Raw genomic sequence first — 12,390 nt, 5'->3', positions numbered from 1 at the left:
GGGGGCGCCGGGCCGCCCTCGCTCAGCGGAGGCGGTACGACGGGTCTGTGGAACAGGACCGGTGGTCGGCCGGGTGACCGGCCGTCCCCCCGGGAGGACCTCGCACGCCGGGCAGCGCCGCACGGCTCCGGCCGGACGCGAGGAGGGCGGGCCCGCCCGCCCCGCCCAGGAGGGCGCGCGGCACGGGCAGGGCGAACGGCCTCGGGGCGAGGACGCCCGCGCCGGGCGGCGGGACGGGCTGCGGGGCGTGCGACCGGTCGGCCCCGGCACGCGGCCCGGGCGCGGAGGTGCCGGTCCACCAGCCGGACGGCGCCGACACCGCCTCGGCCCACGCGCCCGCCGGGCCGCCGGGCAGCCGGGCGGTGTCGGCCGCGGAGCCCACGCCCAGGGGCACGGCGGAGGCGGAGGAAGTGGGGACGGGGGAAGCGGAGAGGTGCGGGCGGGGCGGGCACGGGGAGCCGCGTGTCTCCCGAGGGCCCGGCGGGGGCGCCGCGGACAGCCCGGCACAGGCCGGGGAGGCGGGGGAGATCCGGAGGTCCGCCTCCGCCGTCCGGGGCGTCGAGGGCAGAGACGCGGCGGCGGTCCCGGCCGCTTGGGCCTCACCGACCTGACCGGACCGCAGATCGCGCGCTGGGACCAGGACCGGGCCGTGCGGGGCGGGCACCTGCCCGGCCGAGGACGGCCACGTGCCGAAGGGCGACGGAGCGGCGGAGGGTGCCTGAGTGGTGGAGAGCGCCTGAGCGGTCAGGCCCCGCACGGTGGGCACGGCGCCCACGGCGGCGGGCGTGCCGCCGACCAGCGTGAGGACGGCGAGGAGCAGTGCGGCGAGCGCATGGCGTACTCGTTGCGCCGGTGCGGCCGGCCGGCCCCGTGGGGGCGCGTTCCCCCGGGGCGCCCCCGGGAGGGGGCTCACCTCGGTCGGCCCGGGAGGACGGCCACCGTGCCCGCACCGGTGTGCCGCAGCACGGAGTCCAGGATGAGACCGGCGCCCCGTACGACCGAGGTCGAGGGGTCGCCGGCGAGGCGTACGGGCGTGCCGAGGCGCGCGGCGATCCGGTGGGTGACGTCGGTGTGCAGCGCTCCGCCGCCGGTCAGCACGGGGCCCCGGCGCAGCGCACCGCGCACCGCTCCGTGCCTGTCCTGACGCCACATGGACATGATCATATCCAGTACGTTCCCGACGAGTTGGGCCGGCATCGCCCCGGCTTCCCCACCGTCGAGATCGCTGAGCTCACCACTGAGACCACTGAGACCACCGAGATCGCTGAGGCCGGTCTCGGCCTGGCGGGCGTCGGCGATCCGTCCGTCGACGAGCAGGGTGACCTCGGTCAGTTCGGCCCCCATGTCGACCACCAGCAAGGGCCCGCTGTCGGGCCCTTCGGCGCAGGCCGCGACGGCTCTGGCGCTGCTGAGGACGACCGCTCCGGACGAGCCGAGGGCGTCCAGCAGATCCCTCGCCTGGCTGCGGTGCTCCGCGCCGGCCAGCACCGGATGGCTCAGGACGATCACGCTTCCGTGCCGGTCGGTACCGAGCGCCGTGTCCGCGAGGCGGGCGAGCAGCCGTCCGCACGCCTCCGGATCGACGATACGGCCGCGGCGGACCGGTCGGCCGGGTCCGTCGTCCCAGACGGTGCAGGCGACCAGCCCTCGTCCGGGGACCCAGGCGCGGGCGCCGGAGCTGCCGAGGTCGACGGCGAGTCCACGGGCGGCACCGGGACGCCGGGCGGTACCGAGGCGGTGGACGCCGGCGTCGGGCCCGCCGCTCCCCCGGTGTACGGAACGGCCGCGCGGCCGTCCGTCGCGCACAGTACGCATCGTCCCTCACCCCTGGCCCGACACCGCAGCCGTTCACCACTCCGCGACCCGCTGATAGCGAGGCATGACCGAGCCCTCACTATGCAATATCGGGCATAAGAACGCCACTCCCTCCACAATTCCAAGGCACTGCGGCCCATCCTGTCCGGCTCGGCCCGGCTCAGCCCAGGAACGACCCGACCAGCTCCGCGAACTCGTCCGGTGTGGCGATCCTGACCCCCAGCCCCTCCGCCTTGGTCCGCTTGGACCCGGCCTTCTCACCGGCCACGAGCAGGCTCGTGCGCTTGGACACGCTCGACGACGCCTTCCCGCCGGCCCGCTCGATCAGTTCGTTCATCTCGTTGCGCGAGAGCTTCTCCAGGACGCCGGTCATGGCGCCGGTGACCACGACGGTCATCGCGTCGAGCGGCAGTCCTGTCCCACCGGCGCCCTCGCTCACGCCCTCGGCGCCCGCCCTCTCCTCGTCCGCCTCGGTCCCGGGGTCCGGCGGCGGCGTGGCGCCGGGCTCGGTCATGTTGACCCCGGCGGCCACCAGCTTGGCGATCAGCGGAGCCAGTTCCGCCAGCTCCGCGACGACCGCGGCGGCCTTCTCCTTGCCTATGCCGTCGACCCGCTGGAGGGCCTCGGTGTCGGCGGCGGCGATCCGGTCCATGGTCGCGAAATGACGGGCGATCCGGCGGGACATGGAACGCCCCGTGCCGCGGACGCCGAGGGCGCAGAAGACGCGTGACAGCGGGCGGCTGCGCGCGGTCTCCACAGCGGCCAGCAGATTGTCGGTGGACGTCTCACCCATCCGCTCCAGTCCGAGCAACTGCTCCCGCTCCAGGGTGAAGAGGTCGGCGAAGTCGGCGACGAGACCCGCGTCGACGAGCTGGACGACCCGGGTGGCGCCGAGACCCTCGATGTCGAGCTGGTCGCGGCCCGCCGCATACGAGACGGAGGCGACGAGACGGCAGTCACGGCCCCGGACGCAGCGCCAGCGCTGCTCACTGGTGTCGATCTCGGAGCCGCACTGCGGGCAGGACTGCGGGAACTCGATGGGCCGCTCCTCCCCCGTCCGCAGGTGGGCGACGGGCGCCTCGATACGGGGGATGATGTCGCCCGCCTTGTAGACCATCACCTGGTCGCCCAGGCGCAGGTCGCGGCGGGTGATGTCGGCCGGGTTGTGCAGCGTGGCGTAGCCGACGGTGGATCCGTCGATCTCCACGGGCTCCAGCACCGCGCGCGGCGCGATGATGCCGGTCCTGCCGACGTTCCACTCGACGCCGAGCAGCCGGGTGACCTTCTCGACCGCCGGAAGCTTGTAGGCGATGGCCCAGCGCGGTGCCCGCGTGCCGGTGCCGGCGTCGCGCTGGTCGGCGGCCAGGTCGGCCTTGATCACGATGCCGTCGATCCCGAAGGGCAGGGTGGCGCGCTGCCCGGCGATGTCCTCCACCCCCGCCTGCACCTCCTCCACCGTCCCCGCGGTGCGCGGCGCCACCGCCGTGTCCGCGGCGGTGCGCACGCCGAGCCCCGCGACGTGGCGGAGGACCTCACTGTGCGGGAGGCCGGTCAGGGTCTCCGCCGACGTGCCGGAGCCGGGCAGCGGGAGGGCCGCGTAGGCGAAGAAGGTCATCTCGACGCGGTAGGGCCGGTCCTTGGCCCGCAGGGTGCCCGCCGCGCCGTTGCGCGGGTTGGCGAACGGGGCGGCGCCGTGTGCCGTACGTGCGGCGTTGGCGGCGTCGAACTGCTCGTCGGTCATGAGGATCTCGCCGCGCACCTCGAGGGTGGCGGGCTCGTTCAGCCGCTCGGGCAGACCGAGCACCGTGCCGATGGCGTGCGAGACGTCCTCACCGGCCGTGCCGTCCCCCCGGGTGATCAGCCGGTCGAGACGCCCCTGCTGGTAACGGGCCGCGACGGCGAGGCCGTCGAGCTTGGGCTCCACGCTCCAGGCGGCGACGGGCCGGCCGATCCGCCGCTCCACGGACGCGGTCCAGGTGACGAACTGCTCGGCGGAGAACACGTTGTCCAGGGAGAGCATGGGCACCGTGTGCGGCACGTCGCCGACCGCCGCGCCGCCCGCGACCTTCCCCGTCGGCGAGGCGGCCAGCACCTCCTGCGGGTGCTCCGCCTCGTATGCGGCTATGCCCCGCGCCAGGCGGTCGTACGCGTCGTCGTCGAGCAGGCTCTCGCCCGTGGCGTAGTACGCGGCGGCGGCCTGTGTCGCCTCTTCGACCGCGGCGGCGTACGAGGCGGTATCGGCGAGCACAACAGCTGAGTTCGTCGTCATGGGCATCATCCTGCCGTCCATCACTGACAACGCCCTCCGTCCGACCTCCACCCCTCGGGCGAGAGAGCGCTCTCCCATATGACATGGCATCGGATCAACCGAACAGGCAGGTGGCGGAAACGTCTGCGCAACTTATTGACATGCCTTCGACACGCTTCTACGTTCACCCGAGAGAGCGCTCTCTCGCCCATCCCCCGGGCCCGATCAGGAACCCCACTTCCTCAGACAGGAGTGCCGTGCTCTTCCGAAACCGACGCACGACCGAGAACCGCGGCCGCAGGACCCTGCCGCCGTGGCGCTACAGAATCGCGGGGCTCGCCGCCGCGGCCCTCGCCCTCTCCTTCCTCCAGACGAACGTCGGCAGCGCCGCCCCCGATCCGACGGCGAACGCCCCCAAGGCCGCCGCGGACGTGGTGAGGGTCGCCGAGTTCCTCGCCGAATGCCCGTACAACCACCGGGGCCCGAACGACCCGATCGTCTTCCCCGGCCTGCCCGGCGCCTCGCACATGCACAGCTTCTTCGGCAACGACTCCACGGACGCCCACTCCGACCTGACGTCACTGGAGAGGGGCGGCACCACCTGTTCGCCGGTGACCGACCTCTCCTCGTACTGGGTCCCGACCCTGTACGACGGTGACAAGGAGGTGGAGCCCACGGGCACCACCTTCTACTACCTGGGTGAGGGCGTCCGGGACGACGTCATCCGGACGATCCAGCCGCTCCCCCGCGGTCTGCGGATCGTCGCGGGCAACGCCGTGGCGACCGGGCCGAACGACAACACGATCTCGCGCTGGTCGTGCCTGCACCACGGCGAGGTCAACCCGTCCCACGACTTCGTCAACTGCCCCGCCGGCTCGATGCTGGAGTCCTACCTGGACTTCCCCCAGTGCTGGAACGGCAAGGACCTGGACTCGGCCGATCACAAGAGCCACATGGCCTACCCGGTGGGCGGGGCCTGCCCCTCGACCCACCCGGTCGCGGTGCCCAAGCTGCGCCAGGTGCTGCGCTACCCCGTGAACGGCGACCCGGCCCGCTTCAGGCTGGCGTCGGGACCCGGCTACACCATGCACGGTGACTTCTTCAACGTGTGGCCGGAGGCGGAGATGGCGCAGCGGGTGCGCGACTGCATCAATGCCATCGTCAAGTGCGGTGCGGACGGCAAGCCCTGACGGCTCGTCCGCTCACACCGCAGTTCCGAACGGTGTCCGCCCGGGGCTCGCTGCCCCGGGCGGACGCCCCACCCGAGGACACCGATGAACGACGCTCGTCGCACAGGAACCTCGCTCCTGCTCGGCCTTGCCCTGCTGACCGGCACGGCCGCGTGCTCCGCCGAACCGGCTCCCGGCTCCGGAGCCGCCGCACCGCCCCGGCCGACGGCCACAACCGCCGCCCCCACCCCTTCCGGTCACCCGACCGACTCGGCCTGGCTCCAGCTGATGATCCCCATGGACGAAGGGGCCGTGGCCCTGCTGGACCTCGCGGCGGCGAAGTCCTCGGACCCGGCCCTGCGGTCCCTCTCGGCCCGCCTGCGTGCCGCGCACCGGACCGAACTGACGGCGCTGACCGGGCTGCGGGAGCGCATGGGGCTGCCGGACACCGATGTGCACAAGGGGCACGAGATGCCGGGCATGGTGACGGCCACCGATCTCGAACGGGCCGACGCCGCCGAGGGCGCCGCGTTCGACCGGCTGCTGGTGACGGAGATCCGCGACCACCTCCGCCAGTCCGCGCAGGTCTCGCGTTCCGAGACCACGGCGGGTGGTTCGGCCGAGGCGAAGGAGCGGGCGACGGCCCTCGTCGCCGCGCGTGAGGAGCAGCTGGCCGAACTGGAGGAATTCCCGGGAGTGCCCGGCTGACGTGCCGCAACCCTTCGCACGCCCGTCCGACCAGCCGGTATAAAGACTGCATGACTGCCGACGTTTCGCCGCCCGTGCGCCCCACGACCCTGGAGGACGTGGCCGCCGTCGCGGGCGTCTCCCGGGCCACGGTGTCACGGGTGATCAACGGTGCGACCACGGTGGACCCGGCCCTCAGGCGGGTGGTCGAGGAGGCGGTGGCCACCACGGGGTACGTACCGAACCGTGCGGCGCGTTCGCTGGTGACCCGGCGGACCGACTCGATCGCCGTGGTGGTGTCCGAACGCGAACGGCGCCCGGTCTCCGAGCCGTTCATCGGCCGGATGTTCTCCGACCCGTACTTCGGCCGGGTGGTCAGCGGCCTGCTGGAGGTGCTGCGCCCGGCCGGTATCCAGATGGTGCTGATGCTGGCCGACGACGAGGGCTCGCGCAACCAGCTGCTGTCGTACCTGCGCCAGGGCCATGTCGATGGGGTGGTCCTGATCTCCACCCACGCCGAGGACCCGCTGCCCGGGCTCGTCCAGGACACCAGGCTGCCCGCCGTCCTGGCCGGCCGTCCCCTGCGGCCGTCCCCGCTCACCTATGTCGAGGCCGACCAGCGCGCCGGCGCCCAGCTGGCCGCCGACCACCTGGCGTCCCTGGGCCGGCGGAGCATCGGCACGGTGGCCGGGCCGCAGGACATGCCGGCGGGACAGGCACGGCTGACCGGTTTCCTGGACGCGCTGGGCCGGCACGGCATCGAGGACGTGGCGGTCGCCGAGGGCGACTTCACCCACACCGGGGGGGCCGCCGCGATGCGCGGGCTGCTGGCCCGGCGCCCGGACCTGGACGCGGTGTTCATCGCCTCGGACCTGATGGCGCTGGGGTCCTTGCCCGTCCTGCTGAGGGCCGGCAAGGAGGTGCCCTCGGACGTGGCGGTGGTGGGTTTCGACGACAGCAGCGCGGCGGTGGCCTGCGATCCGCCGCTGACCACCGTGCGGGAGCCGGTGGAGGAGATGGCGGCGGAGATGGCCCGGCTCCTCCTCCAGCAGATCGGCAGGCCGGGCGGCCCCGTCCCCTCGGCGGTCTTCCATCCGACGCTGGTGAAACGCGCGTCGGCCTGACGTCCGGCCGGGTCAGCCGCGCGCGCCCGGTACGGCGTCGTCGGCGCCCGGCACCGCGTCGGCCCCGCCCGGTGCGGCACCGTCCGCCCCCGGAACCGGGCCCCGGGTGAAGCTCTGCTCCGCCAGCGGCACCTGGGGGCCGGAGAGCTCCCTGATCCAGTGCGCGAGGACCCGGTGGACCGCTTCGGCCCCCACCACGGCGGTGACCGGGCCCTCGCCCTCGGCGGCGAGGGCGTCCACGGGATCGGTGAGCGTACGCGGCCACAGGAGGAACGGCCTGGACTGCTCGCCGCCCAGCCCGCCGTGCGAGCCGATCTGCTCCTCGAAGGCGTGCACGGCTCCCGTCTCCGGCTCGTACATCGAGTTGACCATGACGTCGGCCACGTGCGGGAAGGAGTCGGTACGCCGCACCGCCTCCGCCGCCCCCGTGCCGTATCCGGCGAGCGGCCCCACCCCGTCCGTCAGCTCCGGCACCGGCACCTCCGCCCCACCGCGTCCGAGCACCACCGAGCCGTGTTCCTCGCTCCGCACGAGCAGGAAGCCGATGCCGGGGTGGTTGGCGAGCGTGCCCAGCAGGGCGGGGTGGCGCCGGTCGATCTCCTCGCGCGAGGCCCGGCCCTCGATGTCCGGGAAGGAGAGCAGGCCGAGGTTGCCAGAGGCGAGCACGACGGGGTCCGACAGGGCGGCCTGGTGCTCCGCCTCCTGCTCGTCGACCGGCCGGTGCAGAGCGATGCGCACGGCGTCCCGCGCCTCGGAGGCGCTGCGGGTGCGCTGCGCGCGCCGGGGCACGGGCAGCCCGCAGCCCGCCCGGACGAGGTCCTTGAGCGTGAGGCCGTACTTCCCGGCGAAGGTCTCCCCGGGGCTCTGGCCGTGGTCGGAGAGCAGCACGATCCGGTAGCTGCGCGGGGCGTGCTCGGCGGCCCTGGCGATGAGGCCGAGGGAGCGGTCGAGGCGGGTCAGGACCTTCTCGGCGTCCCTGCTGTGCGGCCCGGAGTGGTGGGCGACCTCGTCGTACGCGACCAGGTCGGCGTAGACGGTGGTGCGCCCGGCGAACATGTCCCCGATGACGGCGGCGACGACGACATCGCGTTCGACCACCGTCGCGAACGCCCGGATGAAGGGGTACAGCCCGCCCCGTTTGACGCGGGGCGTCTCCTTCCGGATCCGTGCCCGGGTGGACTGCCCGATCTCGCGGCCCACCTCGGCGGTGAAGGACAGGGCGGTGCGCACCGCGTTGGCCGGGTCCGAGAAGTACGCGAAGTAGCCGGCCCTGGAGCGGCGCCCCTTGCCGAGTCTGGCGGCCATGGACAGGACCAGCGCGAGCTGGGTGGCGCCCCCGCTGAAGAGGTTGCCCCGGCTCGCCCCGTCGACGGTGAGCAGCCCGCCGTCGTGGGTCCGGGCGATGGCGCGGCGCTGCATCTCCAGGGCGCTGGCCGGTCTGCTGGAGACCATGACGGTGCCGGTCTCCTTCTCGTACCAGCGGAACGCGGGCACGTCGAAGTTGCTGCCGTGCAGGATGGCGAGCTGGCTGGCGCCTGTCTGGCTGGACCAGTCGGTGAACCACGGGGTGAGCCGGTGACCGGCCTCGTCGGCGATGCGGCCGGCCACGGTCGGCATCAGCCCGTCGGCGGCCGCCTGCCGGAGCACGTCGTGGCCGACGCCGTCGAGCTGGACGAACACGATGCCCGGAGGGCCGCCGCGCCCGTCGGATGTGCTGCTGCGCCGCCGTCGGCGGTCGGCGAGCCGGGAGAGTCTTCGCCAGTGGGCGTCGTCGTCGCGCACGGCGAGAGCGGTGGAGGCGGCGGAGGCGACGGCAGACATCACGGCGGCGACGACGACCGCGGTCTCCGGGTTGGCGTCGCCCCGGCCGTCCGGGATGAGCCGCAGGGCTATCCACAGCAGCGATCCGTTGAGGAAGAAGACCAGGGCGCCCAGCACGAGGGCCGGCACGATGAGCAGTGCCCGCACGAGCACGGGCCACACCAGGGCGGAGAGCAGTCCGAAGGCACCCGCGCCCCAGGCCGCGGTGAACGCGGTCCTGGTGATGCTGTCACCGTCGTCGGACTGGAGCTGGAAGTCGGGGAGGATCCCGGCGAGCACCAGCATGGTCAGGGTGGAGACCGCCCAGACCGCGATCACGCGCATGAGGGCTTTCCCCGCCGTATGCCATCGCCCGTCGTCCACGCCGTCCACCTCACGTCCGGGCCCTGTGCCGTCAAGGGCCCGCTTCCAGCTTTTCACAGCCGCCCGGTGGCCCGGTCGCGGGTCAGCAGCCGTCGTACCCGGCGGTAGGCATGGAGAGCCTGCGATGGACGCGCGCCTTGGTGCCGGACGTGTACACGGGCTCCTCCAGCCCCGCGAACTCCAGACGCACGCCGCGCCGCTCGCACTCCGCGGCGAAGTCCCCCGCCGGGACGAAGGCCCGGGCGAGCACGCGGTCGTTGGGCGCTACGAACAGCTCGACGTCGCCGCCCTCCACGTCCGACCACAGCGCGTGGTGGTCCGGGCGCATTCCGTACAGCCGGAACTGCCGGGTGACGACGTAGCCGTGATCGGCGGCCCATCGGGCGCACATGGCGTGCTGGCCGCGGGTGTCGACGAGGAACGGATCACCGTCGAGCTCTTCGAGCGGAGTCAGACTGGCGATGGCCGCCACCCGCACCTCGCCGATGACGTCCCCCCTGGGCCGGAATCCACGCGTCTCCCCGCACGGAGACACTGCGCTCGATCTTACCCCGGGCATTGCACTGCGTAGCCGCTCGAACGCGTGCAGCAGTGGGCGCGTAGGAGCGCACCGGCGCACAGGGGCGCACCGGCATACGCGTCCCGCCGAACGCCTACGCTCGTACCGGTGCACCGGAGCCCGGTGCGCGCGGAACGGCGGAACGAGGAGGCAGCACGGTGGAGGTCACCTGGTGGGGTCATGCCACGTGCACGATCGAGGACTCCGGTGTCCGTCTGCTGACCGATCCGCTCTTCGCCCGGCGCTTCGCGCATCTGCGCCGCCGCCGCGGCGAGGTGCCGCCGCCCCTGGCCGCGGTGGCCGACGCCGTCCTGATCTCCCACCTGCACTCCGACCACCTGCACCTGCCCTCGCTGACCCGCCTCGCCCCGGGCAGCCTGCTGGTCGTCCCCCGCGGGGCGGTGGCGGCCGTACCGGGGCTGCGCGTGCTGCGGCGGGTACGGGGGCTGCGGATCACCGAGGTCGCCCCGGGTGACGAGGTGAGGATCGGCGAGGTGCTGGTCCGCGCCGTCCCGGCCCTGCACGACGGCCGCCGGCTGCCGGTCGGCCCGCACCGGGCACCCGCGCTGGGCTACGTCGTCGAGGGCGAGGCGCGGACGTACTTCGCCGGGGACACCGGCCTGTTCGACACCATGGCGGAGGCGGTGGGGCCGGTCGACGTGGCACTCCTGCCGGTCGGCGGCTGGGGGCCCTACCTGGGTCACAACCACCTGGACGCCGCCCGGGCCGCTCAGGCGCTGGCCCTGCTGGCGCCGCGTTCCGCGATCCCGGTGCACTACGGGACGTACTGGCCGATCGGGATGGACGGGGTCCGGCCGCACGAGTTCCACGCCCCGGGGGACGAGTTCGTCCGGCAGGCGGCGCGGCTGGCTCCGGAGGTGGCGGTGCACCGGCTGGGTCACGGCGAGCACGTGAGACCGGAGGCGCGCCGGTGATCCAGGAGGTGCTGCGGCAGCTGCCCACGGAGTCCACCCAGCAGGCGGTCGGTTATCCGACCCTGTTCACGCTGGTGGCGCTGGGATCGCTGGTCCCGGTGGTGCCGACGGGGGCCCTGGTGAGCTCGGCGGCCGTGGTGGCGTTCCACCAGACGTCCCCGTTCGCGCTGCTCTACGTCTTCGCCGCGGCGTCCGCCGCCGCGTTCCTCGGGGACATATGCCTGTACTGGCTGGGGCAGCGGGGGGTGCGGTCGAAGAACGGCTCGAAGTGGCTGGCCGCGATCACCCGGCGGGCCGCGCCGGAGCGCCTGGAGCAGGCCCGGCAGAAGCTGGACGAACACGGCGGGGCGGTGCTGGTGCTCTCCCGGCTGGTGCCGGCGGGCCGGATCCCCGTGATGCTGGCCTGCCTGCTCGGCCGGATGCCGCTGCGGCAGTTCGCCCGGGGCGACGTACCCGCGTGTCTGGCGTGGGCGGCGACGTACCAGCTGATCGGGATACTCGGCGGCTCGCTCTTCCGGGAGCCGTGGCAGGGGGTGCTCGCAGCGGTGGTGCTGACGGTGCTGGTCAGCGGGGCGCCCGCGGTGTGGCGCCGGCTGCGGACACGCTGGGCGCACTGAAGGCGCGAGCGGCCGAGGCGCTCAGTGCCCCAGGACCCGGGAGCCGCCGACCGGCAGGTCCCAGAGGTCGGCGCGCGGATGTCCGGACCGCTGCCAGGCGGTCCGGAGCCGGGCGAGCGGTTCGAGCACCGGTTCGGCGGACAGCACGAAGGTGGCCCAGTGCATCGGGGCCATGGCGCGGGCCCCGAGGTCCTCGTACGCCTGCACGGCCTCTTCCGGGTCGGTGTGCACGTCCGAGAGCCACCAGCGCGGTTCGTACGCCCCGATGGGCAGCAGGGCCAGGTCGATCCCCGGGTAGCGGCGGCCGATCTCCTCGAACCAGTGCCCGTAGCCGGTGTCCCCGGCGAAGTAGACGCGTCGGCCCTGCCCGTCGTCGAGCATCCAGCCGCCCCACAGGGACCGGCAGGTGTCGGTGAGGGTGCGCTTGGACCAGTGGTGGGAGGGGACGAAGTCGAAGCGGACCCCGTCCAGTTCGGCTCGTTCCCACCAGTCGAGTTCGGTGACGCAGGTGAACCGGCGCCGCCTGCACCAGCGGCCGAGCCCCGCCGGGACGAACAGCGGGGTGTCCCGGGGCAGCCGGCGGAGGGTGGGGGCGTCCAGGTGGTCGTAGTGGTTGTGGCTGATGACGACCGCGTCCACCTTCGGCAGTTCCTCCCAGCGGACGCCGACCGGGGTGACCCGGGCCGGGGTGCCGAGGATGCGGCGTGACCAGACCGGGTCGGTCAGGACGGTCAGGCCGCCGATGCGCACGACCCAGCTGGCGTGCCCGGCCCAGGTGACGGCGAGCGAACCGTCCGTCACCTCGGGCAGGGGTTCGGGGGCGTAGGGCAGCCGGTGGACGCCCCGGAGCCCTTCGGCATTGGGCCGCATACCGCGCTCCCGGGCCAGTCGAGTCATGCCCCTGACACCCGGGAGGGGGGCGGTGAGCCGGTCGGCGAAACCACGGGGCCAGCTCCGGACCTCGCCGAGGGGCCGCGACCCGAGGACCGGCCCGTCCGCGGACCGGTCCGGTCCGGGCCGGGAGCGCTCCGTCTGTTCCGTCATCGAGAGGC

General features: G+C 73.8%; 11 protein-coding genes. 5 read left to right on the top strand and 6 right to left on the bottom strand.

The genetic code is table 11. The features are described from left to right. Positions 1-22: 22 nt before the first annotated feature. From SACTE_RS33810 to ligA, 3 genes are all read right to left on the bottom strand, one after another. Complete coding sequence (locus tag SACTE_RS33810; RefSeq protein WP_014049461.1) at positions 23-913, bottom strand: hypothetical protein; 891 nt, start codon at positions 911-913, stop codon at positions 23-25. Then, a complete protein-coding gene (locus SACTE_RS28405) occupies positions 910-1,815 on the bottom strand; it encodes a rod shape-determining protein (protein ID WP_014049460.1) in 906 nt (301 codons plus the stop codon). The genes SACTE_RS33810 and SACTE_RS28405 overlap by 4 nt, the downstream gene beginning before the upstream one ends. Before the next feature lie 160 nt (positions 1,816-1,975). Beyond that, positions 1,976-4,090, bottom strand: coding sequence for an NAD-dependent DNA ligase LigA (gene ligA / locus SACTE_RS28400; RefSeq protein ID WP_026359072.1), 2,115 nt, complete (start codon positions 4,088-4,090; stop codon positions 1,976-1,978). 230 nt (positions 4,091-4,320) lie between these two features. Between ligA and SACTE_RS28395 the strand changes: the two genes are divergently transcribed. From SACTE_RS28395 to SACTE_RS28385, 3 genes are all read left to right on the top strand, one after another. Further along, the gene (locus SACTE_RS28395; protein WP_014049458.1) at positions 4,321-5,253 is read left to right on the top strand and encodes a DUF1996 domain-containing protein; all 933 of its coding nucleotides are present in this window, start codon (positions 4,321-4,323) and stop codon (positions 5,251-5,253) included. Between the two features lie 84 nt (positions 5,254-5,337). Beyond that, positions 5,338-5,940: a DUF305 domain-containing protein gene (locus tag SACTE_RS28390; RefSeq protein WP_014049457.1), complete on the top strand. Its 603-nt coding sequence runs from the start codon at positions 5,338-5,340 to the stop codon at positions 5,938-5,940. Between the two features lie 50 nt (positions 5,941-5,990). Beyond that, complete coding sequence (locus tag SACTE_RS28385) at positions 5,991-7,043, top strand: LacI family DNA-binding transcriptional regulator (protein WP_014049456.1); 1,053 nt, start codon at positions 5,991-5,993, stop codon at positions 7,041-7,043. A 12-nt stretch (positions 7,044-7,055) separates the two neighbouring features. On the opposite strand, the gene SACTE_RS28380 is transcribed toward SACTE_RS28385, so the two are convergent. Together SACTE_RS28380 and SACTE_RS28375 are read right to left on the bottom strand one after the other, a co-directional pair. Then, positions 7,056-9,188, bottom strand: a complete 2,133-nt coding sequence (locus SACTE_RS28380) for a phage holin family protein (protein ID WP_014049455.1) — start codon at positions 9,186-9,188, stop codon at positions 7,056-7,058. Between the two features lie 121 nt (positions 9,189-9,309). Then, complete coding sequence (locus tag SACTE_RS28375) at positions 9,310-9,714, bottom strand: hypothetical protein (RefSeq protein ID WP_026359073.1); 405 nt, start codon at positions 9,712-9,714, stop codon at positions 9,310-9,312. Between the two features lie 230 nt (positions 9,715-9,944). Between SACTE_RS28375 and SACTE_RS28370 the strand changes: the two genes are divergently transcribed. Together SACTE_RS28370 and SACTE_RS28365 are read left to right on the top strand one after the other, a co-directional pair. Beyond that, complete coding sequence (locus SACTE_RS28370; protein ID WP_014049453.1) at positions 9,945-10,721, top strand: MBL fold metallo-hydrolase; 777 nt, start codon at positions 9,945-9,947, stop codon at positions 10,719-10,721. Next, a complete protein-coding gene (locus SACTE_RS28365) occupies positions 10,718-11,338 on the top strand; it encodes a VTT domain-containing protein (protein WP_014049452.1) in 621 nt (206 codons plus the stop codon). Before SACTE_RS28370 ends, SACTE_RS28365 begins: the two co-directional genes overlap by 4 nt. A 21-nt stretch (positions 11,339-11,359) precedes the next feature. Here SACTE_RS28365 and SACTE_RS28360 read toward each other — a convergent pair whose 3' ends face one another. Next, on the bottom strand, positions 11,360-12,382 hold the full coding sequence (locus SACTE_RS28360; protein WP_014049451.1) for an MBL fold metallo-hydrolase: 1,023 nt from the start codon (positions 12,380-12,382) through the stop codon (positions 11,360-11,362). Between the last annotated feature and the right edge of the window lie 8 nt (positions 12,383-12,390).

This window comes from Streptomyces sp. SirexAA-E (genome assembly GCF_000177195.2).
Classification (GTDB): domain Bacteria; phylum Actinomycetota; class Actinomycetes; order Streptomycetales; family Streptomycetaceae; genus Streptomyces; species Streptomyces flavovirens.
The sequence above is the reverse complement of the archived record's forward strand: the minus strand, read 5'-3'. Positions and strand labels throughout refer to the sequence as shown.

What these genes read in the sequence shown, in the direction of transcription:
- SACTE_RS28405 (WP_014049460.1), bottom strand. Translation starts at nt 1,815, where the DNA reads ATGCGTACTGTGCGCGACGGACGGCCGCGCGGCCGTTCCGTACACCGG.
- ligA (WP_026359072.1), bottom strand. Translation starts at nt 4,090, where the DNA reads ATGCCCATGACGACGAACTCAGCTGTTGTGCTCGCCGATACCGCCTCG.
- SACTE_RS28390 (WP_014049457.1), top strand. Translation starts at nt 5,338, where the DNA reads ATGAACGACGCTCGTCGCACAGGAACCTCGCTCCTGCTCGGCCTTGCC.
- SACTE_RS28385 (WP_014049456.1), top strand. Translation starts at nt 5,991, where the DNA reads ATGACTGCCGACGTTTCGCCGCCCGTGCGCCCCACGACCCTGGAGGAC.
- SACTE_RS28380 (WP_014049455.1), bottom strand. Translation starts at nt 9,188, where the DNA reads ATGCGCGTGATCGCGGTCTGGGCGGTCTCCACCCTGACCATGCTGGTG.
- SACTE_RS28360 (WP_014049451.1), bottom strand. Translation starts at nt 12,382, where the DNA reads ATGACGGAACAGACGGAGCGCTCCCGGCCCGGACCGGACCGGTCCGCG.